The organism is Rhodococcus sp. IEGM 1406, from assembly GCF_030056745.1.
GTDB classification, from domain to species: domain Bacteria; phylum Actinomycetota; class Actinomycetes; order Mycobacteriales; family Mycobacteriaceae; genus Rhodococcus_F; species Rhodococcus_F erythropolis.
Map to the genome: position 1 here is coordinate 888,884 of NZ_JASHKO010000001.1, position 23,011 is coordinate 911,894.

The following is a 23,011-nucleotide window of genomic DNA, read 5'->3' on the forward strand; positions in this document are numbered from 1 at the left end:
GGTGGAGCTGTTGTGTCGCGGCTCACGTTCTGCAATGATCAACTTGTCTAAACCTGTATAGACAAGTTGATCGCGGATCGAACCCCCTACAAGTCGGAAGCAGCGTGGCTTTCGGCGGAAGGTGCTGACATGAGCCTCGTTTCAGTCGACACGACACCGGACTCCGAGAATGTGAGGAGGGTGTGCAGTAGGTATTTCGAGGGCTTGTCGGCTGATCGATACGCGGCGCTCGCCGAAGACCGCAAGCTTGCGATGGTCGCCGCGCACATGGATCTTTCGCGCCGACGGGGACACAACTCGTCGATCTCGAGACTCGCGCCGGCCGGGGAGCTGGGGGACGGGCCGGCAATTCAATACGTCGGCGACGACATGCCGCAGCTCGTCGAAGCGGTTCTGGCGACACTTGCCCGCGCGCGCATGGAGCCGGAATTCGTGGTGCACCCAGTGCTTCGCACAGTCGTGCAACCGGCGCACAGCACTGAAGACACCCGGGTCGGGGGGCGTGCCGAATCATGGATCCACATAGGACTACCCGCACATTGTTCGGACGCGCAGGCGCAGGTGATCGCTGATGACGTCGCCGGAATCCTCGACCGTATCGCGCGTGCCTTCCGCGATACCTCGCCCCTGCGGGATCTCGTCGACGAGGCGCGCGGGCAACTGGCCTCGGGCGGTCACGCCGAAGAAGCTGACTTCCTCCAGTGGTGCAGTGCCGGAAACTTCAGTGTCGTCGGCGGTGCGCGAACAATCGACAGGCACGAGCCGTACACCCTCGGCGTGCTCCCCGATCCAACCGGCTCTTCGGATTCGAAGGCGGTGCCCCTCGCGATCGGAGTGGTGTACCTCGGGCAAGGGTTCGGTGGATCCGCATACGCCACAGAGATCGACGTGTCAGTCGGTGACCGTGAATACCGATTCATCGGGTCCTTCACCTCGACCGGACTTGTCGCAGACGTCAGGCGGACCCCCCTCGTGCGAGGGCGCGTCGCAGACATCTTCGACGCCTCCGGATCCACCGTGGATTCGTTTGTCGGACAATCGATGCTGGCGGTGATTCAGTCGATTCCGATCACAGTCCTCTTTGCCGCCGACCCGGCCCGAATTGCGGACGCACTGGACGAACTCACTTCTGTGGACGGCCGCACGTCGTTCCATCTGTTCCTGCAACCCGTTGGATGCTCTCCGACGACGGGGCAAGACCAGGAGCTGTCGGCTTTGCTGTTCGTTCCGCGCGAGAAATTCAGTACGACGATCAGAACAACGGCCGAGTCGGTACTCGCCGAGGCGCTCGGTGCCCGCACCATCGAGTTCTCCAGTCGAGTATCGGAATCTCCCTTGGCTGTCGTGCATTTCACGGCCACAGTCGGCGGCGGCGCGAACTTTGCATCGGCGCGACAAGCGCGGGAGATTCGGGATCTCGTCGTCGACGCGTGCCTGACGTGGGACGAGCGATTCGTTCTGGATGCTTCGCACTACGACGAGCAGCGCAGGCGTGCTCAGTTCGCCGAGCAAGTTCCGGTGGCATACAAGCAGGATTTCGACGCCGTCCGCGCCGCCGAGGACATGGCGGTATTCGACGGCCTCGAACTCGGAGAGGTGAGCCCACGGTTGGCCCGATCTGTCGACGGACCCGGTACTCACCGACTCGGGCTGTACGTATCGGGTGACCCGCTCTCGCTGGGCGAGGTGCTGCCCGTATTGCAGAGCCTGGGGGTCGACGTGGTCGACGAGCGTCCGTACGAGCTCGTCTCGGCAGGCTCGGAACAGTCCTGGATCTACGAGTTCACGCTCGACTATCCGAGTGCGCCGGTCGAAGGCTTCGACAACTTTGCCGCGCGGTTCGCGGCGACGTTTGCCGCGGTTCGAAACGGCTCCGCCGAGCCGGACTCGTTCAACGAACTTGTCGCGATCGCCGGACTCGGTTGGAAACAAGTAGTGGTGCTGCGGGCATACGCGGAGTTCTTGCAGCAAGGAGAATTTCCGTACAGCACCAGTCGCGTCGCCGAGGTACTTGCCGATCATCCCGAGATCGCCGCCGGTCTGTGCGAATTGTTCGAGAGCCGTTTCGATCCCGACGTCGTCGACGGAGATCGAGGTGCGCGTGCAGCAGCGGAGGTGGAAACAGCCGTGGCACAAGTGCAAGGACTCGACGCCGATCGGATCCTGCGCGCGTTGTCCGAACTGGTCCGTAACACGTTGCGTACCAACTACTTCGTCTATGGCACCGAATCGCTCGGCGCACTCTCGTTGAAGTTCGATTCGGAGAAGCTGTCCGTACTGCCCTTCCCTCGACCGAAGTTCGAGATATTCGTGTACTCACCCGATGTAGCAGGTGTGCACCTTCGCTTCGGTACGGTTGCCCGCGGCGGCTTGCGCTGGTCGGATCGGAAAGAGGACTTCCGCACCGAGGTACTGGGATTGGTGAAGGCGCAGGCAGTCAAGAACGCAGTCATCGTGCCTGTCGGTGCGAAGGGCGGATTTGTCGTCAAACGCCCGCCGGTTCCAGGGCAGGGTGTAGACGCAGACCGAGAAGCTACCTTGGCGGCCGGGATCGAGTGCTACCGATCCTTCATTCGCGGACTACTTGATCTCACCGACAACGTCGACAAACAGAGCGGCGCCGTTGTCGCGGCGCGAAGGGTCGTTCGCCACGACGGGGACGACACTTATCTTGTTGTCGCCGCGGACAAGGGCACTGCAAAGTTCTCCGACATCGCGAACGACGTTGCCGCGCAGTACGGATTCTGGCTCGGCGACGCCTTCGCATCCGGCGGATCGGTCGGCTACGACCACAAAGCCATGGGTATCACGGCGAAGGGCGCCTGGGAGAGTGTCAAGCGGCACTTCCGGGAATTCGGCGTCGATACCCAGCACGACGACTTCACCGCGGTGGGGATCGGAGACATGAGTGGTGACGTCTTCGGTAACGGTATGTTGTGCAGCAGGCACATTCGTCTCATCGCGGCGTTCGATCATCGGCACGTGTTCGTCGACCCGAACCCGTCACCTGAGCGCTCGTACGACGAGCGATCACGTCTCTTCTCGCTCCCACGATCGTCGTGGGCCGACTACGACCCGACCTTGATCAGTGCGGGTGGCGGAGTGTGGGAACGCTCGGCGAAGCGCGTTCCGATCAGTGACGAGATGCGACAGGCACTGGGTCTCGACGCCGACGTCACCGAACTGACTCCACCGCAACTGGTTCGGGCGATTCTGCGGTCCCCGGCAGATCTCTTGTGGAACGGCGGCATCGGAACGTACGTCAAGGCCTCCGGTGAGTCCGACCTCGAAGTCGGCGACAAGAGTAATGACGCGGTTCGGGTGAACGGCAACGAAGTGCGTGCACGTGTGATCGGTGAAGGAGGCAACCTCGGCCTCACCCAAGCAGGACGAATCGAATACGCGCGTATCGGCGGACGGATCAATACAGACGCCCTCGACAATTCCGCGGGAGTCGATTGCTCCGATCACGAGGTGAACATCAAGATCCTTCTCGACTCCCTGATCAGCTCAGGCGTCGTCGCGGACTCACATCGCGATGCACTGCTCGAATCGTTGACCGATCAGGTCGCCGAACTCGTTCTTGCAGACAACCGTTCACAGAACGAACTGATGGGCACCACGCGTGCGGATGCGGGGGCAATGATCGGCGTGCACGGCAGAGTGATTTCGAACCTCGAATCTCGCGGAATCGTCGACCGCGTCATCGAAGGGTTTCCGACCAAGAAGCAGTTCGCCGCGGCCGAGAAGACGGGAACGGGGCTGACGTCGCCGGAACTCGCCACACTGATGGCCCACGTCAAACTCGATCTGAAATCCACGCTGTTGGCTGGAAGCTCGATCGACAACCAGATCTACCGCAAGGCGCTGGTGAACTACTTTCCGGAGGGCGTTCGAGATGCAGGGGGCGACGCCCTCGACCGGCACCCATTGCGGCGCGAGATCGTCGCGACCGTGCTGACGAACAACGTCATCGATCGGGGCGGCATCACCTATGCGTATCGGCTCGGTGAAGAGGTCGGCGCTGATCCGGAAGACGCGGTACGTGCCTTCACCGTGGTTTCCGAGGTGTTCGGACTGTGGAAGTTGTGGCACGACATCAGCAAAGCCTCGATCTCGACCGCCGTATCCGACGAGTTGATCCTGCTCACCAGGCGACTGCTCGACCGGGCGTCACGGTGGATGCTGACGCGTCGGCCGCAACCGCTGGCCGTCGGGGCCGAGATCAGCAGATTCGGTGATCGCATCGCGGAGGCGTCGACCGAGCTCGATGACTGGCTGGTAGGCGCAGATCAGCGGAACCTGGCTGCGCGAACGGTCCTCATCACGGACAAGGGCGCGCCGGAGAACCTGGTCAGGCGAGTGGAGATATTGCTCGATCAGTTCGGACTGCTCGATGTGGTGGAGATCGCTGACCTCGCCGATCGCGCAATCTCGGAGACCGGTGAACTCTACTTCCGGCTCGGTGAGCATGTTGGGCTCGTCCCGATGCTCAATCGAGTGTCGGCATTGAGCAAGGACGGAAAATGGAACGCATTGGCGAGGTTGTCGCTGCGGGACGAATTGTACTCGACGGTGCGGGCCTTGACCCTCGACGTCTTGGCCGACGCGGAAGCGGGTGACTCGACAGCGGAAAAACTCTCCAGGTGGGAAGAAAGGAATGCGTCGAGAATCGAGAGGTCGACTCTCGCGCTCGCCGAGATCGAGGCATCGGGGCAACACGATCTTGCTGCGCTTTCGGTTGCGACGAGCCAATTGCGGCGCATGGTGGGCTAGGCCCGGCGCGGACGCCCGCGGATTGATCGGAAAGGTGCGCGAGACGGATAGACTTCGAAGGCCGAACGGGAGAACCGACTCGGTGGTTTTCGACGAACGGGTGGTGGCGATGGCGATTGCTGAAGTGGACGCAGAACTCGCCGTGCTGTTCAACGAGGCAGGCGGCGAGTCCGCCCCTGCCTACGAACGGGTGAAGAACCTCGTGGTCTCGCAGATCAATTCGGGTCGGTGGACCGAAGGCGATCAGCTGCCTTCGGAAAATCAACTGGTCAGTGCACTTGGGTTGTCACGTATGACGATCAACCGAGCGCTTCGTGAACTCACCAGCGACGGTCTGATCGTGCGGATGATGGGGGTCGGTACTTTTGTCGCCGCCACGAAGACCGCGTCCCCGCTGTTCGAAGTAAAGAACATCGCCGACGAGATTCAGCGCCGCGGCCACCGTCATCGAACCGAGGTCGTCTTCGTTCGTGAGGAAGAAACCGACCACGGGCAGACGTTCCTTCGTGAATCGGTGGGCAAACGGGTGTTCCATTCGCTGATGGTGCACTTCGAGGACGAAACCCCGATTCAGGTGGAAGACCGGTTCGTGAATCCGAACGAGGCGCCCGACTATCTGCGCCAGGACTTCACCGCGATCACCCCCAACAACTACTTGAGTGACGTTGCGCCTCTGGTTCGCGGCGAGCATGTCGTGGAAGCAGTGTTAGGTAGCCCGGACGAATGCGAGCTGCTCCGCATCGATCGAGGGGAACCGTGTCTGCTGATTCGCCGCCGCACCTGGTCGGCCAACGGGTTGGTCAGTGCGGCGCGCTTGATCCACCCCGGTTCACGCAATCGCTTGGAAGGAACCTTCGAGCGCTGATCGTTTCGAGTGGCGAGTCCTGAACGCAGGCTCGTCCGATCGCACCATTTTCGGGGTCGAGTTCGGTGCAATCGACCAGGACGTGACTGCGAGCACACTGAGATCATGGGTGGACGGTTATTGCTTCCGCAACCTCACTTCCCGACGAGTGAGACCTGAGCGGATCGCAGCAACGCTGTCTACGCCACTGGCTTCCATGATCGAAGGAGTTCGACCTGTGACCGACTTGCCCAAGGACCTACTTGTCGCCCCGAAGTGGCAGGAACGCCTCGACGAACTGGCAGCCAAGCATTCGGTACCTGGCGCGCAGGTCGGTGTGATCGCGCTGGGCGAAGACGGTGCAGCGGATATCCGTGTCATCACCACCGGAGTGACGAGCCTGAACACGCGTGTCGACGTCGACGCCGACACCCTGTTCCAGTACGGATCAGCGAGCAAGATCTGGACGACGACTCTGATCATGCAGCTCGTCGACGAGGGCAAGCTGACGCTGGACACCCTGGTGGTGGAGGTGCTTCCGGAGTTCACGATCGCGGATCCTTCCAACACGAAGGAAATCACGATCCGCCAGTTGCTCACGCACACAAGCGGTATCGACGGAGACCTGTTCAACGACACCGGCGACGGCGACGACTGCGTCGAGAAGTACGTCGACGAACTCGCGACCGCGATCAGCGTCACCGAGCCCGGCGGGCATCTGAGTTACAGCAATGCAGGTTTCGCCGTTGCCGGCCGTATCGTCGAGGTTCTTCGTGAGATGACGTGGGACGAGGCGTTGGTCGAATACCTCTGGAAGCCACTCGGATTGACGCACATCATCACCAAGGCCAAGGATGCCCCGCTGTTCCGCACCGCCGTCGGTCATGTGGCGAACCCGGATCGGACGTCGCCGGACAAGGTGGTTCCGACCAAGCAGTGGCTGCTTCCGCGCGGTATCGGTCCGGCCGGGATCATCACCGGATCCGTCAGCTCGCTTCTGACCTTCGGTGCTGCACACATGCGTGACGGCCTCGCGTTGACGGGTGAACGCATCCTGTCCGAAGAATCCGCGCGTCTGATGCGCACCCCACAGTTCGACCTGACCGCGGTTTCGAGCGTCGATCAGGCCTGGGGGCTCGGCTGGATCCTGTCCGACTGGGGCGGTGTGACGTCCGCGCAGCACGGTGGTGCGACGATCGGCCAGATCACTCGTTTTCACACCTTCCCCGAACTCGGCCTGGCCATGGCAGTTGTCACCAACTCGCGTGGTGGCGGTGCCCTGGCTCACGACATCGAGAAGGAGATCGCTCAGGAGCTCGATCTCGTTCTGCCGGAGCCGAAGTCCGAACCGGATGCAGCAGACATCGATCTGTCTCACATTCTCGGGACCTATGAATCGACAACCGTTCGAATCGAACTCACGCGTGGCGACGACGGCGGATTCCAGGTTCAGAACTTCGCCAAGGTCGAGATCGACGGCGAGCCGCCGGCCCCGCCCACCAAGGTCGTGCCTCTGTCTGCTTCCCGGTTCTCGATCAGTAACGAGAGCGCTTCTGGCGAGATGGCTCACCTCACGATCGATGGCGAGGAATATCTGTACATGACACGGCTTTTCAAGAAGATTTCCGACTAGCCGCGGCGAGATGATTCTCTCCGCTGAATGAATTCTCGGGCAGGTCGAGGGCGATGAGGGCCCTCGACCTGCCCGCACTACTTTCTCGAGGAAAACTCATGTTGAAACCTCTCGCTCCCTTTCCGGACGTGAATCACCCAGCGGCACTGGATGCTTACGGCCTTGCGCCGGTCATCGACGGTCACAACGATCTGGCATGGACGGCTCGCGAAACTGCCGCATACTCGGTGGAAAATCTGGAGAAGGATTCCATATTCCAAACCGACATCGACAAACTCGGTCGCGGTGGCGTCGGTGCGCAGTTCTGGTCGGTTTACACCCCGTGTGACAGGACGGAGGCCGAGGCTGTTCAGTACACACTCGAGCAGATCGACTACGTGTACCGGATGATCGAGCGGTACCCGGATACTTTCGAATTCGCGCGCACCGGTGACGACGTGCGTCGCATCTGGAGCGAGGGCAAGGTCGCGTCATTGTTGGGTGCGGAGGGCGGTCACAGCATCGGCAGTTCGCTCGGCGTCCTGAGAATGATGGCGCGCCTTGGTCTTCGGTACATGACTCTGACGCACAACGACAACACCGGGTGGGCGGACTCCGCGACGGACACGCGCGTACACGGCGGGCTGACCGACTTCGGTCGCGAGATCGTGCGCGAAATGAACCGGCTCGGCGTGCTCGTCGACCTGTCGCACGTCTCGGTGGAAACGATGAGAGATGCCATCGAGACGTCGTCGGCGCCGGTGATCTTCAGCCATTCGTCCTGCACTCAGCTATGCGGTCACCCCCGCAATGTTCCCGACGAGGTCATGAGGCTGCTCGCGGACAACGGCGGGGTCATCATGATCGCCTTTGTGCCCATGTTCCTTTCTTCCGAGTACAACGAGTGGTTCAAAGGCGGGCGGGTCGGCCCACGGCCGGCGATGACGGTGGACCATCTGGCCGATCACGTCGAGCATGCCCGAGACGTCGCGGGCATCGACCACATCGGTTTGGGAAGTGACTACGATGGGTTCGACGACTTTCCGGACGGTATGCAGGACGTATCCGGTTTCGCGGTGTTGATAGACCGTCTGGCGGAACGCGGTTGGTCCGCGGAGGACTTGGCAAAGCTGATGGGCAACAACGTGTTGCGTGTGCTCGACGAGACCAGTGCGGCCTCGATATCGAGCCTTTCCTAGCCGTATCGACGCCCGAGAAGATGAGGATGAGAATGAAGAAGATTCGTACCGTTGCACTGAAGGTGGTTGCTTCGGTGTCCGTAGTTCTGGTTGTGCTGGTAGCGATAGCGCTCGTAATCAACGTCGGCTCCAGCAAGGCGAACGTTCCGACCGCGGAAACGGGCAACCAGTTCGTGTCCGTCGACGGCAAGAACATGAGCTACTCGATTCGCGGCAGCGGTGATCGGACCATCGTGCTGCTGCCCGGGTTCGGAACGTCCGCACCGATCCTCGACTTCAAATCACTCATCGACGAGCTTGCACCTGACTACCGCGTTGTCACGATCGAGCCCTTCGGCTACGGATACAGCGACGCAACCGACAAGGACCGCACGGCTGAGAACATCGTCGAAGAGATACACGAGGCTGTGCAGGCCTTGGGGATTGACGAATACATCCTCATGGGTCACTCCATCACAGGTGTTTATGCCTTGGACTACACCGCGAAGTACGGCGACGAGGTCACCGCTTTCGTGGGCATCGACAGCAGCGTCCCGGGGCAGCCGAACATGGACACCAAGTTCCCGATCGAAGTCTTCCGCGTTGCAAAGAAATTGGGCTTCTCCGACGTTCTGGCGAAACTCGGTGGCAGTGAGGAAACCGATGCCTACCTCGATGAAGCCGAGAAGGCAGAGATGAGCCGACTGGTCGCGAAGAACAACTTCAGCGACACGTATCTGAACGAAATGGATCACCTTTCCAGCAACTTCGCCGCGGCGATCGGCAAGACGTTCCCTGCCGATCTCCCGATTCTGTTGTTTGCAGTACAGAATTCCAAGGTCCAGGGCTGGACAGAGCTGCACGAAGGACAGGCAGCGTCGGTCGATCATGGTGAATTGGTCTTGCTGGACGGAGACCACTACCTACACCACACCAAGTCGAAGGAGATCGCCGAGAACCTCGAAAGGTTCCTGGGCGAGCTGAACTGAAACTCGTAGGACGTTAATGTTGAATGCGGGGCCATCGAGTCGAGATGGTCCCGCTTCTTCTTTCTCTACTGATCGTTCGGAGGCATTGTGGCGCAGACCTTGTCACGTGAGGAACTGGCGAGTGCGCTGGACTCGGCGTATTCGAAACTCGACGCGTTACTCGACGGCGTCGCCGAGGCCGATGCGTTCGACGCCGTTGCCGTCGATGCGTGGACGGTGCACGACGTACTCGCTGTGCGTGTCTGGTGGGCAGAGGCCGTCGTAGAGTGGATAGGTGCCGGACTGCGAGACGAGACACCGCAGACGCCGGCTGCGGGTTACAGGTGGACGCAAACACCCGCGCTGAACCAGTCGGTGGTCGAGGCGAGTGCAGGTACCTCGGTTCGAGAGCTTCGGGATCGTTTGCGCGCGGCTGTCGCAGCGCTGCGTCGATACGTGGGAACTCTCGAAGACGATCAACTGCTGTCGGTCGGGGTTTTCTCGTGGACCCGGACGTGGCCGGTCTCGAGGTGGATCGCCGTCAACACGATCACCCAATACGCGTCGTTGTCGAAAATGATTCGGCGAGTGCTGAAGTCGAACAATCAGCCCTGAAGTCGATGCATCCGCCATACGTCCGGTCCGTCGGGGAGCGAGGTCTGGCCGACGATCGTGAAACCGAACCGTTGGTACAGCGGGAGATTTCGTTCGGTCGACGTGTCGAGCCAGCAAGCCTGTTCGGTTCGATCCAGTTCCGCCAAAGCATGTTTCAGTAGTGCAGAGCCCAATCCACTGCCCTGCGAATGCGGTGTCGTACCGATCGTTGCCAACGACCACGCGTGCTCGAGGGCGGGAAGCGCAGACAGTTGTTCGTCAGCCTGGAGAACGCGCTCGAACCGATCTCCGTGCAGTTCCACGATCTTCTCGACAGTCGCTTCATCAGGCTCCGGGGCGTCGGGCGGCAGGACTGCGATGACGCCGTTGCCTGAATCATCGATGTATGAACGTCCGAACGGTAGTGCCAGGTGTTCGAGGTAGATCCGTTGCAGAGCGGAGACCCGTTCCACGTGAGAGTCTTCGGCGACGCACCAGTTCGTCCAGGGATAGTCGGCAAAAGCCTCGCCGAGAACCTCGGCGGCACGGTCGAGGTCGTCGATGGACAGCGGTCGAACAGAATTCTGCATAGTGCCACTTCAGCACAATGGTGTCTTCCGTCGCCACTCGATTTCGGCGGTGTAGCAGGTGCGCGGGCCGTGGTCACGTACTTGTGAGTTCATTCAAGAAAGTTGGACGCGGCTGTCGATCCTGCGTTCACTGGTAGTGATCGGGTAATCGCCGAGCTGTCAATTTCGGGCACATGAGATCCGGGTACGGCGATTCCCCGCGAAGGGAATGAATATGAACAGGCTCGATGGCAAAAATGTAGTGATCACCGGCGCCGCCAGCGGAATCGGGCGTGCAGCAGCACAACTCATGGCGGCAGAAGGCGCCAAGGTGCTGGTCGCCGACCTCGATCCAGCTCGAGCGGAGGAAGCAGCGGCGACGATCCGCGAGACCGGCGGCACTGCGCTGGGTTTCGGCGTCGATGTCATGAACGAGGAGTCCCTGGCAGCGATGATCGAAAGGGCGGTCGCCGAATTCGGTGGCATCAACGTCTTGTGCAATCACGTGGGCGGTAGTAATCCGCGCAAGGATCTCGACCTGCTCCGGATGGACCTGGACGAGTGGGATCGCGTGATGTCGCTCAACGTCCGCAGCACTGTCGTCGCTTCACGACTTGCCATTCCGCACATGAACAGTGCCGGTGGAGGATCGATCGTCAACACGGCCTCGGTAGGTGGATTGATCGGGGATTCCCTGCAGTCTGCCTACGGATCCGCCAAAGCGGCAGTTATTCGTCTGACGCAGTACATCGCAGTCCAGTACGGAGCAAACGGTGTTCGGTGCAACGCCGTAGCGCCGGGCGCGATCATGACACCCGCACTCGTGGACAACATCCCCGCTGATGTCATCGACGGCATGAAGCAGGCAAACGCGCTGCCCTACCTCGGTGAGCCCGAAGACATCGCACACGCCATGCTCTACCTGGCGTCGGACGAATCTCGCTACATGACGGGGCAGACCTTGGTGGTCGACGGTGGACTCACCAGCAAGAGTCCACTCGCGACCGGCCGTTCGTCGATGTTGAGCTGAGTCAGCTCCGCCAACCGCTGGGGCCGGCGCCCAGAACCTCGATGGATCCCTGACTGGCGTGTGAATGCTTGGTGCGGTGCGTCATTCGCCACCTTCCGTCGATTCGGGTCCAAGAATCGTGGTAGTCGCCGAGGGTGAAGAAATTCAGGTGAGCTTTGCTCCCGGTGCCCACGTGCATGTCACTGACGTAGGAGCGGCTGGTGGCGAGATCGCCGACCACCTCGACCAGCACGTTGCCGATCAGATGTTGGGTCGGACCGCACTCGTCGAGGAACGAGCGGATGGAAGCCACTACCTCGGCAGGTCCGCACAGAGTTCCGGTTCCCAGTTCCGCCGTAGCGTCCGGCGTCATGATCCGGTGGAGTTCATCCCAGTCCCGCGCATCCATGGCTCGGGCGAACTCGAAGATGGAGCGGGTGATCTCACGTTCGTCGAGAAGGGTGGTGATGTCGACGCTCATGCTGTGCGCCTTTCTTAACGTCGGGGGGTTAATAAAGGCGCACAGCAGATGTCAGCGGTTCAGCAGCTTGCGCATCGCTTCGGCAGCGCCCTTGACCATCTTGTCTCGGGGGAAGCCGCTGCGCTTCTTGGCGCCTTCGTAGTTTCCTGCAGCAACCCAGATCGGGCCGTCGGCAAGGTGTTCGAGACCTTCGCGTGCAACATCTTCGGGCTCGGCGACGTTCATGCCCGGGATGTCGAAGTTCAATCCCGCGCGAATCATGGCCGGCGTGCGAGTGACACCGAGAATGAACTCGACGACGTGAACGCCGTACGGCTGGAGTTCGAGCCACAGGCTTTCGGCGAAGATGCGACCGAAAGCTTTCGAGGCCGCGTAGATGCTCTGGTGCTCGGAGCCCATGAATCCGGCCAGCGAACCGAGCAGCATGATGCCGCCTCGTCCGCGATCCTTCATCAGACCGCCGAAGTGGTGTGAGAGTTCGAGCTGCTTGTTGATGTTCAGCTCGATGACTCCGGCAAATCCGGTCAGATCACCGGTCACGAACTCGTGGCCGTAGCTGTTGGCGCCGGCGTTGAAGATGAGCAGGCCGACCTCGACGTCGTCGGTGACAGCCTTGATCTGGTCGAGCGCGTCGGGAACCAATAGATCCAGTGCGAGAGTGCGTACTTCGACGCCGTTGGCGCGTGCCTTGGCTGCGGTCTCCTCGAGCGGGCCCGGCTTGCGGGCGATGAGAACGAGGTTGATGCCGATCTTGCTGAGCTCGTCGGCGAACCCTGCGCCGACACCTTCGGAACCGCCGGCGATGACTGCCCACGGGCCGTAGTACTGGGGATCGATCATTACTACCTTCTTCGAAAGATGTTGGCTCGGCTAGTGAAACGGAGCGGGTACTGGTTCGCTGTCGTCGACGATCGGCTGAGGCACCGGCTCGTCGTTGAGGATCTCGAGCTCGCCCGCTGTTGCAGCATTCACGATGGATGCGATCAAGGCGCCGCACTCCTTGCGAGGAGCACCGGGTCGTCCCTCTCGCTGCCCGAATTCACGTTCGTCGGCGATTTCGAGGCACTGGGCGCGGGCCTGGTCACTCCACTGAACGGTGGTGTGTTCCCAACTGTTCTTCTGGACCAGGACCCGTGCCTTGCACTCAGCGCACTGAAGAGGCTGCATCTTCGTCTGCCTTCTTCGCAGCGAGGTTGTCTTCGACTTCCTTCTGCCAGGCGGCGACGGGTCGCGCGGTGTCGAGTTCGAATTCGAAGCGCTCGGTCATCTCGGGAGCGATGTCCGCGACGTCGACGTAGAACTGTTCGTACCAGCGACGGAGCTGGTAGACCGGGCCGTCTTCTTCGCACAGGAGCGGATTCTCGATGCGAGTCTTGTTCTTCCAGATCTCGACGTCCTGCTCGAAACCCTTGGCGATGAACGTGCCGAAGTTCGCGGCCATCGCGTCGGCGGCTTCGCCCTGGAAACGATCCGACTTCTTGACGATGATGCCGTACTGGAGCACGAACTTGTCCGCGCTGACCGGGTAGTGGCAGTTGATGAGCACGGACTCGACGTTGTAGTCCTCGTACTCGTAGGTCAGGTCGTCGACCATGAAGGAAGGACCGAAGTACGTCGCAACCGAGTTGCTTCCCACCATCTTCGGGGTGCCTGCCGCGTGGGGACGCATGTCCGAGCGAGCGACGCCGCGCATGTACTGCGTTGCGGCGTGGCCTTCGAAGACGTTCTTGAAGTACGTCGGGAACGAGTAGTGGACGTAGAAGAAGTGGGCCATGTCGACGATGTTGTCGACGATTTCACGGCAGTTCGTGTCGACGGTCGTGGTGTACCAGACCCAGTCGCTCCACTCGTCGCTGAGCGCGCCTTCGATGCGGGGGATGGCTACGTCGTCGGTCGGCGGGTTGCCCTCGGGGTCGTGCCAGACGAAGAGCATGCCGTCCTGGTCGAGCGTCTGCCATGCGCGCGTCTTGGCCAGCGGGGGAACGCGGCGTGCGTACGGAATCTTCTGGCACTTGCCGTTGCCGCCCCAGCGCCAATCGTGGAACGGACAGGCAATGGCGTCGCCCTTGATGGTGCCCTGGCTCAGGTCGCCACCCATGTGACGGCAGTACGCGTCGAGGATCTTGACGTTGCCTTCACTGTCGGCGAAGACGACGAGCTTGGTGCCGAACGCCTCGATGGAGTGCGGCTGGCCGTCCTTGAAGGACTCCGTGAGCCCAATGCAGTGCCATCCACGTGCAAAGCGAGTAGGCGCGGTTCCAGCTTGGATCTCGCGAACTTCGTCGTTGTCGGACTGATTGATCGTCACGATGAGTCCCGTCCTTTCCAGGGTCAGTGTCGACGCCCGACGCTAGGGGAGCGTGAATTGCCTCTGGGGCCTCGTCTCACTGGCCGGGACCAGCGGAGAGCGCGAGGATCCGGCGGCTCGTCCCGGCCTTCGGGACTTCCGATCACCGGAACGCGCGACCGACATATCGTGGCGAGGCAGCCGTTATGTCTATCTGCCGATCCGCTCCCTCACGGTTCGGTGCGAGGAGTGTCTCCCATGGTCAACAAGGTTCTGAGTACCGTCCGTGATCTGCTTCCGAAGATCGCGGCCCGTGCTCAGAAGGTCGACGATTCGCGCAAGATCTCCGAACGGACCATCCGGGAACTGTCCGAAGCCGGTGTCTTCTCCATGCTTGCGCCGAAGAGATACGGAGGCGCCGAGAGCGACCCGGTCCACTTCTACGAAGTCATCAGGGCCATCTCCGCCGCCTGTGGCTCGACCGGTTGGGTCGCCTCGGTGGTGGGAGTGCACCCGTGGCATCTGGCGCTTTTCGACGACCGAGCGCAGGACGACGTGTGGGGAGAGGACCAGACGACGCTCATCTCGTCCGCCTACGCACCGGTCGGACGACTGACGGCGGTGGACGGTGGGTACGAACTATCGGGCCAGTGGGGTTTCTCCTCCGGCTGTGACCACGCAAGTTGGGCATTGCTGGGAGCGATGGTGGTCGGCGTGGACGGCCGTCCCGTCGATTTCATGACGGTGCTGGTGCCGCGTACGGATTACGAGATCCGCGACGTCTGGGACGTCGTGGGAATGAGGGGCACCGCGAGCAACGAGATCGTGGTCAAGAACGCGTTCGTTCCCGAGCACCGCTTGAAACGCAATTACGAAACCGCGCAACTGAGTGGGCCTGGCCAAGCGGTCAATCCTGGTCCGCTGTACAAACTTCCGTTCGGGAGCATCTTCACCTCGACGGTCGCTGCTCCGTGTGTGGGCATCGTCGCCGGTTGTTACGAGGGGTACCTGGACGTGATGCGTGAGCGCGTCCGTCTGAGCCTGGGTGGCGGACGGTTCAGTGAGGACCAGTTCGCTCAGGTCGCCGTCGCACGCGCGTCGTCGGAGATCGACGCTGCGATTCTGCAGATGGATCGCAACATCCGGGAGATGTACGAACTTGCGGTCGCCGGTCAGGAGCTCCCACTCTCGATGAGGCTGCGTGCGCGTCGTGACCAGGTTCGCGCGACGGAACGCTCGGTGGAAGCGATCGACATGCTGTTCAAGACGGCAGGCGGCAACTCCCTCTCCCGCGGAAACCCGATCGAGCGTGCGTGGCGTGACGTTCATGCGGGCAGCGTTCACGTTGCCAACGAACCCGAGCGCGCGTTGGCGCTGTACGGCCGGGCGGCGTTCGGGCTGCCGGTGGAGGACAACCTGATCTGACGGGTTGGCGCGCCACCGGGTGGGGTATTTGCCTTTGGATGAGGGAAGTTCCGGCTCTGACCATCGGCTCGATCGTCGACATGGCAGGTGTCGCTCGCGCGAAAGTGATGCCCGCGGCTCGAACCGGTGTCTTCGAGGAAGTCGGTGCGGGAGTCTCACCGAGCTGGAACGTCTTCTGTAGCGACGATCGGATTGCCTTCACCGATTCCTTCTCGGTCGTCGGTGATCTCCGATTGCGTATCGACCGATCCGACCTCCGCGATCTCGGCGGGGGTGTGTCGTGGGCACCGGCGACGTTGCACGAGCAAGACGGTTCGACGGCCGCCGTGTGCACTCGTTCCGCGCTTGCCGCGGTCGTGGCGCGGCTTGCTGCCGACGGACTGGACGCTCGGGTGGGCCACGAGATCGAGTTCACTCTTTTCGGTGATGCGTGCGGCGGTGAGTGGTCGGCCTACGGTCTGGGCGCAGTCCTCGGTCGCGAAGACTTCCTCAAGGACCTTCTGCGCAATGCCGAACGCGCACAACTGCATATCGAGCAAGTCCATGCCGAGTACGGAGTAGATCAATTCGAGATGTCGATCGCTCCGAGTGCTCCTGTTCAGGCCGCTGATCTGGTGGTCTTGGCTCGGATACTGATCAGCCGTACGGCCAGAGCTCACGGCTGGACGGCCTCGTTCTCGCCGATCCCTGCTATTGGTGGTGCGGGGAACGGTGCGCACCAACATTTTTCGTTGACCGCAGATGGTAGGCCAATTTTCTCCGGTGGCAATCGGGAGCACGGAATGACGGATGCGGGGGCTTCCGCCTTGGGGGGAGTCCTCGTTCATCTGGCGGAATTCGCCGTTGTCTTTGCGTCCTCTCCACTTTCGGGTTTCAGGCTGCGGCCGGACAATTGGTCGGGCGCCTACGTCTGTTGGGGGCTGGAGAACCGGGAAGCAGCACTGAGGTTCTGCGCAGAGTCGCCGTCGAATCTACACGGCGCCAACGCCGAACTGAAACTCGTCGATCCGTCGGCCAATCCGTACCTGGCCACCGCTGCGATACTGGGTCTTTCGCATATCGGTATCGACAATTCCGCGCAATTGCCTCCGGAAATGGTGGTGAACCCGTCGACTCTCACAGAGGCGGAACGTGATGAGCGCGGGGTGACCCGAGTCCCCACCGACCTCGGCGCGCTCGTGCAGAATTTCAGCTGTTCCTCGGCGGCGAAGAAAATCTTCGGGGAATCGATCGTCGAAGCATTGGTGTCAGTGAAGGGAGCCGAGCGGGAGACGTTCTCCCAGATGGACGAGGCGACAATCGTCGAGCGGCTTCGGTACACCTGGAGTTGAAAGGGTTGACGGCCACGATCTCGAGTTCTATGTTTAAGTTGTTCCTTAATTAAGGAGTTGCTTACATGGATGGGCGAAGTGGCCGGCTCGATGCAGTGTTCAGCGCACTGGCCGACCCGACGAGGCGTGAAATGCTCTCTCGCCTGACGGATGGTTCGATGACCGTCGGTGAGCTGGCCGAGCCGTTCGAAATGAGTAGACCCGCCATCTCGCAGCATCTGAAGGTGCTCGAGCGAGCCGGTCTCATCGAACGAACCGCCACCGCGCAATGGCGCACATGCACCCTTCGCGCAGAGGGTCTCGACGACGCGAGCGCCTGGGTCGACGAGCACCGGCGCGGTTGGAACGAACGCTTCGATCTTCTCGACGAGCGTCTACGTGAGCTGAAACAACGTCGACCGAAGAAGGAGAAGGACAATGAGTGACCAGAATGCCGATGCCACTGCAGAATTCACCATCACCCGGATCTTCGATGCGCCGCGCGATCTCGTCTGGCAAGCGTGGACCGATCCCGACGAGGCGGCGCGTTGGTGGCACCCTGAGGGTGTCAGCAGCCCTCGGGAGCACGTCACGATCGATCCCAGAGTTGGCGGAACGTACCGCTACCTGATGATCAACGACGAGAATGGTGCCGAGTTCCCCACCGGCGGAACCTATCTCGAGGTCGACGAGCCGAAGAAACTAGTCTTCACCTGGGGAGATCCAGGAGATTCGGTGGATACTGCGCCGCGAATCACGGTCACGCTCGCAGATCGGGGCGACAAGACCGAGATGACATTCCATCTGGTCGGGGTCCCGGGTTTCAAGGGCGACGGCAACGTCTACGACGGGTGGGAATCCGCGTTCGACGTGCTGGACCAGGTGTACCGCGGCGAGTAGTCGGGAATCGGACACCGCCACCGGGGCACCGATGATTGAATGGAGTGAATACACCATTCAATCACCGACGTGGGAGAGCCTGATGGCACCAGAGGTTGCGGTAGTTCTCGAGGGTTATACCTACTTCGAATGCCCACGCTGGCACGAAAACCGGGTTTGGGTGTCGGACTTCTATACCTACCAGGTGATTTCGGCCCGCGAGGACGGGACCGACATACGCGTGGAGGCGGAGGTTCCAGGGCAACCGTCGGGGCTGGGGTGGCTTCCGGACGGCAGATTGCTGGTGGTCTCCATGCGGGACCAGAAGATTCTGCGGCGAGAATCCGACGGCGAGTTGGTGGTGCACGCAGACTTGTCCGAGTACGTCAGTGCCAACGTCAACGACATGCTGGTCGATGCGCAGGGACGAGCGTACGTGGGCAACTTCGGGTTCGATCTGATGAACCTGGCTCCCGTCGAGACGGCAGATCTCCTGCGCGTCGACCCGGACGGATCGGTACACGTCGTGGCGCGAGATCTCCACTTCCCCAACGGTATGGCTCTGACGTCGACCGGAGATCTGCTCGTGGACGAAACGCTGGGCAATCGAATCAGTGCGTTTGCGGTTCAGGCCGACGGCTCCCTGAGCGAACGCCGTGATTGGGTGTCGTTCGGGCCGGTACCTGGTGGACCCGAGATGGAGACCACCCTCGCTGAGATCGTCGTTGCGCCCGACGGATGTTGCATCGACGGAGACGATTCGATGTGGGTGGCCGACGCACTCGGAAGTCGAATTCTCCACGTCGACCCGTCTGGCAAGACAATCGATGAAATTGCCTTCGACAGCGGCGTCTTCGCTTGCGGGCTCGGCGGTTCCGACGGTCGTACGCTGTTCGTCTGTGCCGCCCCGGACTTCAACGAACACGCTCGCAAGGTGGCAACAGAAGGAAAGCTGCTGTCGATTCGTCTGAAGCCTTTGGGCTGACATGGAATTGGTGACCTCGCTACCTGCCGACACTCCGCTGCGGCAGGTGGCTCAGCACGTCGAACGCATCGAGAACCTCGGTTTCGACACGGTGCACATCTCCGAGACCATTCGCGACCCCTTTGCCGTGGCGGCACTGGCCGTCGAGCACAGCAGTACTCTCACTGTCCGGACGTCGATGGTTGTCGCGTTTGCGCGCAGTCCCATGGTGACGGCTTTGGCTGCCTGGGATCTTGCAGGTTTCTCGGGTGGGCGATTTCAACTGGGGCTCGCAACGCAGGTGCGCGGGAACATCGTCGGGCGGTACTCGATGCCGTGGACCAATCCTGTTGCACAACTGCGCGATTACGTCAGTGCTGTACGGGAGATATTTCAAGCGTTCCAGACGGGCGGCGAACTCGACTATGCCGGCTCGCACTACACCTTCAACCGACTGCAGCCCTACTTCAATCCGGGGCCGCTCGACGTTCCAGCTCCCGAGATCTGGACCGGGGGAGTGAACTCCCGCATGTGCTCACTGGCAGGAGCCGTCGCCGACGGCTTTGTTGCTCACCCCACCAGCTCCCATCCGAAGGTGCTCGCGGAGAAGATCATTCCATCATTGACGGCAGGAGGAAGGAAGCCGCGGCTGATTGCCGTTCCGAAGACGATCACCGGCAAAGATCGTGCCGCGATACTTGCTCGACGAGAAGCGGTGCGCAGTGAACTTGCCTTTCTCTACTCCACACTGGCATATCGAACCGCGCTCGAGGTTCTCGGCTTGGCGGGAATCGGCGAGAAGCTGACTGCGATGGCACGAACGGGTGATTGGGATCGACTACCAGCGGTGCTCACGGACGATGTTCTCGACATCTTGGTCACGCAATGCACCTACGCCGAACTCCCCGGGGTGCTGAGTTCGAAATACGCGAGTCTCTGCGACGGCATTGCACTGGCAGTGCCGGCGGATCCCGCCGACGACCGCGCCTTCGCAGCGATGTGTGAGGAGATTCGAGCCGCCGCAGCGTCTGCCTCGTGACGTCCAGTCGGCGCGAACTACACTCTCGACATGGGGCGCGTCTACGAAGGCATCGATGAAAAGCTCACCACGTGGTTGCAGGCCCAACCGCTGTTCGTCGTTGCTACCGCACCGTTGTCTCCTGACGGGTTGATCAATTGCTCACCCAAAGGGGGAGTCGGATCGTTCGTGGTGCTGACATCCACCCGCGTGGCGTACCTCGATCTCACTGGCAGCGGTGTGGAAACCATCGCGCACGTGCGCGAGAACTCGCGAATAACCCTGATGTTCATGGCATTTGACGGACCACCGAAGATCGTTCGACTGCACGGTCACGGACAAGTTCTGCCCGCAGGGTCGGAACCGTTCAACGAGCTTGTCGGTAGGTTCCCCGAGCACCCGGGACCGCGGTCGATCGTCGTGGTCGATCTGACGCGCATTTCGGATTCGTGCGGATACGCAGTACCGCTGATGGACTACCAATCCGATCGTGACGTGCTCGACCGCGTAGCGGAGAAGAGGGGTCCGGAGCGGCTCATCGCCTATCGCGCCGAGAAGAACGCGAAGAGTGTGGACGGCTTACCTGGCATCGACGCGGAGTGATACAACATCGCGACGCCGTGAGAAAGAGTGTGGGGCAGGTGATTCTGACATTGCCTGCCCCACGACCTCGTTGTGCTGGTTACTTCGCCATGTCCTGAGCTGCTCGGTACGAGAAGACCATGGCCGTGCCGAGTGGAACTCCGGGGCCGGGGTAGAAGCGGCCGCTCAGTGACGCGCTCGTGTTGCCGGCGGCGTACAGGCCGTCGATGGCGCTGCCGTCAGCACGCAGGACTCGGCCGTTGACGTCGGTGACCAATCCGCCCTTGGTGCCGAGGTCACTGAGGACGATGCGGGCCGCGTAGAACGGTCCGTTCTCGATGGCCGTCAGTGCCGCATTCGCGCCGCCGTTGGGTGGGCAGAAGAACGCGTCGTACGGGTCTTCGCCGCGATGGAACTCTTCGTCGACGCCCAGTTTTGCGGCATCGTTGAACTTTTCGACAGTGCTGCGCAATGCGTCGGCCGGTAGTCCGGTCTTGGCAGCGAGTTCTTCGAGAGTGTCGGCACCGACCCACGTTCCGGCTTCGAGGTGCTTTGCGGGCGCCGTGTTCGGGATGCAGATGGCGGGCAGTCCGCCACCCTCGCGCGAGTCGAAGATCATGAACGACGGCACGGCAGAGCCGTTGTCGTCGTGAGCATCCATGGCTCGTCCGAACTGGTCGTACGGAAGCGACTCGTTGAGGTAGCGCTCACCGGCGCTGTCGACGACGAGCCCACCGCGAACGCCGACCATGAAGGCGGCGCTGCCGTCGGGCTGCTCGACGCCGGGGCAGAACCACGCCTGATCGAGCAAGGCTGTTGCGCCGCCGACAGCAATACCGGCAGAGATCGCGTCGCCGGTGTTGGCGCCGAAGGGACCCATACTCCAGATCGCCTTGCCGGGGGTGCCTGCCTGCTCACGCATCTCGGCGTTGCCTTCGATGCCGCCTGCTGCCATCAGGACACCGCGGTTCGCCTTGATTCGCTGGGTTTCGCCGCCGGATTCGACCTCGGCGCCGACAACACGGCCGTCTTCCACGATCAGGGAGGTGAGGACGGATTCGGTGCGAAGTTCTGCCTTACCGGTGCTCTGAACTGCGGCCAGCAGACGGCCGATCAGTGCGCGCCCACCGATCATCGGGCCGGGAGCATGATCCTGACCGGTGCGGTCTTGGTCCAGTTCCGGACGCACCTTGCCGGCGAGGTCACCGATGTCGGCGGGATCGAGATCTAGAGGGTTGATGGATCGTCCCGTGTCCATCCGGCCTTCGGCTTTGTAGTAGTCGGGGAACGCACGGAACTCGAATTCGATGTTCGGGTTCTGCTCGAGTAGAGCGACGACAGCGGGAGCAGTCTCGACGTAGGCGTCCTGGCGCTCGGACTCGGCGTCACCGAGCAACGCGCGCAGATAGGTGCGGGCATTCTCGGTCGAGTCGGGAAGTCCGGCGCGTTCCTGCACCTGGGTACCTGGGAGCCAGATCGAGGCGCCCGAGTAGGCGGAGGTCCCGCCGAAACGATCGGTTTTCTCGAGGACGATCGTCGTCAATCCCTGAGCAGCGGCGGTATATGCGCCGGTCAGCGCTCCGCCGCCGGAGCCGACTACCAACACGTCGCACTCGCTGGTCCAGTCCTGCATCATTGCGTCCTTACTCCAAGAGGGTGGGGTGTCCACGGAATACCGCACGGCACTGGAAGGCCATGCCAGGTCCCACTGAGCGGGCAATATGCCGAGATGGGTGGTCCAGGTGAGAGAATTATCGCGGTCGTTCGCGGCCGGGACACATAATCGATGATGGGGGCGACGTTGCCGAGAATTGCCGAGGTCAGGGACGCTGCTGAGCCCAGTTCGGACGAGCAGCGGGCGCGCCATGTGCGGATGCTGGAAGCGGCCGCCGAATTGGGGACCGAGAAAGAACTCTCGCGGGTTCAGATGCACGAAGTTGCCAAGCGGGCAGGCGTGGCCATCGGCACTCTCTACCGTTATTTCCCTTCGAAGACGCACCTCTTCGTCGCTGTGATGGTCGAGCAGATCGATCAGATCGGCGACAGTTTCGCCAAGCATCAGGTGCAGTCGGCCAATCCGCAGGACGCCGTGTACGAGGTCCTGGTGCGCGCGACTCGCGGGTTACTGCGTCGGCCGGCCCTTTCGACTGCGATGCTGCAGTCGTCCAGTACCGCCAACGTCGCGACGGTGCCGGACGTGGGCAAGATCGATCGCGGCTTCCGGCAGATCATCCTCGATGCGGCCGGGATCGAGAACCCGACCGAGGAAGACAACACCGGGTTGCGTCTGCTGATGCAGCTGTGGTTCGGGGTCATCCAATCGTGCCTCAACGGTCGAATTTCCATCCCGGATGCGGAGTACGACATCCGCAAGGGGTGCGACCTGCTTCTGGTGAATCTCTCACGACACTGACGTGACCTCGCCCCTTCTCGGGGTGGGTTCGTCATGTCCTCAAAATTGAAATCAATTCTATTATTCGAGTCAGACTTGGTTCAAAGATGACGTTCATTCCGG

General features: G+C 61.6%; 21 protein-coding genes. 15 read left to right on the forward strand and 6 right to left on the reverse strand.

The genetic code is table 11. From position 1 onward, the window contains the following. The first annotated feature begins 129 nt into the window (after positions 1–129). The 6 genes from QM596_RS04300 (at position 130) to QM596_RS04325 (ending at position 9,993) form a co-directional block, all read left to right on the forward strand. Complete coding sequence (locus QM596_RS04300; protein ID WP_283308225.1) at positions 130–4,776, forward strand: NAD-glutamate dehydrogenase; 4,647 nt, start codon at positions 130–132, stop codon at positions 4,774–4,776. A 109-nt stretch (positions 4,777–4,885) separates the two neighbouring features. Further along, the gene (gene hutC / locus QM596_RS04305) at positions 4,886–5,641 is read left to right on the forward strand and encodes a histidine utilization transcriptional repressor HutC (protein WP_024487384.1); all 756 of its coding nucleotides are present in this window, start codon (positions 4,886–4,888) and stop codon (positions 5,639–5,641) included. 217 nt (positions 5,642–5,858) lie between these two features. Continuing rightward, the gene (locus QM596_RS04310) at positions 5,859–7,253 is read left to right on the forward strand and encodes a serine hydrolase domain-containing protein (RefSeq protein WP_029537034.1); all 1,395 of its coding nucleotides are present in this window, start codon (positions 5,859–5,861) and stop codon (positions 7,251–7,253) included. Positions 7,254–7,351: 98 nt separating this feature from the next. Continuing rightward, a complete protein-coding gene (locus QM596_RS04315) occupies positions 7,352–8,431 on the forward strand; it encodes a dipeptidase (RefSeq protein ID WP_019745341.1) in 1,080 nt (359 codons plus the stop codon). Positions 8,432–8,463: 32 nt separating this feature from the next. Then, a complete protein-coding gene (locus QM596_RS04320) occupies positions 8,464–9,399 on the forward strand; it encodes an alpha/beta fold hydrolase (RefSeq protein WP_019745340.1) in 936 nt (311 codons plus the stop codon). 87 nt (positions 9,400–9,486) lie between these two features. After that, a complete protein-coding gene (locus QM596_RS04325; RefSeq protein WP_029256277.1) occupies positions 9,487–9,993 on the forward strand; it encodes a ClbS/DfsB family four-helix bundle protein in 507 nt (168 codons plus the stop codon). Here QM596_RS04325 and QM596_RS04330 read toward each other — a convergent pair. Next, a complete protein-coding gene (locus QM596_RS04330; protein ID WP_283308226.1) occupies positions 9,984–10,562 on the reverse strand; it encodes a GNAT family N-acetyltransferase in 579 nt (192 codons plus the stop codon). The two genes, QM596_RS04325 and QM596_RS04330, sit on opposite strands and share 10 nt — an antisense overlap. Before the next feature lie 214 nt (positions 10,563–10,776). Between QM596_RS04330 and QM596_RS04335 the strand changes: the two genes are divergently transcribed. Further along, complete coding sequence (locus QM596_RS04335) at positions 10,777–11,571, forward strand: SDR family NAD(P)-dependent oxidoreductase (protein WP_283308227.1); 795 nt, start codon at positions 10,777–10,779, stop codon at positions 11,569–11,571. A gap of 1 nt (position 11,572) precedes the next feature. Here QM596_RS04335 and QM596_RS04340 read toward each other — a convergent pair whose 3' ends face one another. The 4 genes from QM596_RS04340 to QM596_RS04355 are packed head-to-tail and all read right to left on the reverse strand — an operon-like array spanning position 11,573 to position 14,339. Next, positions 11,573–12,031 carry a nuclear transport factor 2 family protein gene (locus tag QM596_RS04340; RefSeq protein WP_283308228.1) on the reverse strand — a complete coding sequence of 153 codons (459 nt, stop codon included), beginning with the start codon at positions 12,029–12,031 and terminating at the stop codon, positions 11,573–11,575. A 51-nt stretch (positions 12,032–12,082) separates the two neighbouring features. Then, complete coding sequence (locus QM596_RS04345; protein WP_020909164.1) at positions 12,083–12,871, reverse strand: SDR family NAD(P)-dependent oxidoreductase; 789 nt, start codon at positions 12,869–12,871, stop codon at positions 12,083–12,085. A gap of 30 nt (positions 12,872–12,901) precedes the next feature. Continuing rightward, on the reverse strand, positions 12,902–13,198 hold the full coding sequence (locus QM596_RS04350) for a hypothetical protein (protein WP_230815276.1): 297 nt from the start codon (positions 13,196–13,198) through the stop codon (positions 12,902–12,904). Further along, positions 13,176–14,339 carry a 3-ketosteroid-9-alpha-monooxygenase, oxygenase component gene (locus QM596_RS04355; RefSeq protein ID WP_095968458.1) on the reverse strand — a complete coding sequence of 388 codons (1,164 nt, stop codon included), beginning with the start codon at positions 14,337–14,339 and terminating at the stop codon, positions 13,176–13,178. The genes QM596_RS04350 and QM596_RS04355 overlap by 23 nt, the downstream gene beginning before the upstream one ends. Before the next feature lie 237 nt (positions 14,340–14,576). Between QM596_RS04355 and hsaA the strand changes: the two genes are divergently transcribed. The 7 genes from hsaA to QM596_RS04390 all read left to right on the forward strand — a co-directional run bounded on the left by hsaA (position 14,577) and on the right by QM596_RS04390 (position 20,517). Further along, the gene (hsaA, locus tag QM596_RS04360; RefSeq protein WP_095968459.1) at positions 14,577–15,743 is read left to right on the forward strand and encodes a 3-hydroxy-9,10-secoandrosta-1,3,5(10)-triene-9,17-dione monooxygenase oxygenase subunit; all 1,167 of its coding nucleotides are present in this window, start codon (positions 14,577–14,579) and stop codon (positions 15,741–15,743) included. Positions 15,744–15,781: 38 nt separating this feature from the next. Continuing rightward, a complete protein-coding gene (locus QM596_RS04365) occupies positions 15,782–17,074 on the forward strand; it encodes a type I glutamate--ammonia ligase (RefSeq protein WP_283308229.1) in 1,293 nt (430 codons plus the stop codon). A 65-nt stretch (positions 17,075–17,139) separates the two neighbouring features. Next, a complete protein-coding gene (locus QM596_RS04370; protein ID WP_095968461.1) occupies positions 17,140–17,499 on the forward strand; it encodes an ArsR/SmtB family transcription factor in 360 nt (119 codons plus the stop codon). Further along, positions 17,492–17,953, forward strand: coding sequence for an SRPBCC family protein (locus tag QM596_RS04375; protein WP_124569623.1), 462 nt, complete (start codon positions 17,492–17,494; stop codon positions 17,951–17,953). Before QM596_RS04370 ends, QM596_RS04375 begins: the two co-directional genes overlap by 8 nt. 82 nt (positions 17,954–18,035) lie before the next feature. After that, the gene (locus tag QM596_RS04380) at positions 18,036–18,917 is read left to right on the forward strand and encodes an SMP-30/gluconolactonase/LRE family protein (RefSeq protein ID WP_283308231.1); all 882 of its coding nucleotides are present in this window, start codon (positions 18,036–18,038) and stop codon (positions 18,915–18,917) included. A gap of 1 nt (position 18,918) precedes the next feature. Then, a complete protein-coding gene (locus QM596_RS04385) occupies positions 18,919–19,935 on the forward strand; it encodes an LLM class flavin-dependent oxidoreductase (protein ID WP_134999022.1) in 1,017 nt (338 codons plus the stop codon). 30 nt (positions 19,936–19,965) lie between these two features. Beyond that, the gene (locus QM596_RS04390) at positions 19,966–20,517 is read left to right on the forward strand and encodes a pyridoxamine 5'-phosphate oxidase family protein (protein WP_283308232.1); all 552 of its coding nucleotides are present in this window, start codon (positions 19,966–19,968) and stop codon (positions 20,515–20,517) included. Positions 20,518–20,596: 79 nt separating this feature from the next. Here QM596_RS04390 and QM596_RS04395 read toward each other — a convergent pair whose 3' ends face one another. Further along, entirely contained in the window at positions 20,597–22,129 is a 1,533-nt protein-coding gene (locus QM596_RS04395) for an FAD-dependent oxidoreductase (RefSeq protein WP_020909157.1), read from the reverse strand. A 153-nt stretch (positions 22,130–22,282) separates the two neighbouring features. Between QM596_RS04395 and QM596_RS04400 the strand changes: the two genes are divergently transcribed. Further along, positions 22,283–22,909, forward strand: a complete 627-nt coding sequence (locus QM596_RS04400; protein WP_019745323.1) for a TetR/AcrR family transcriptional regulator — start codon at positions 22,283–22,285, stop codon at positions 22,907–22,909. Positions 22,910–23,011: the final 102 nt, after the last annotated feature.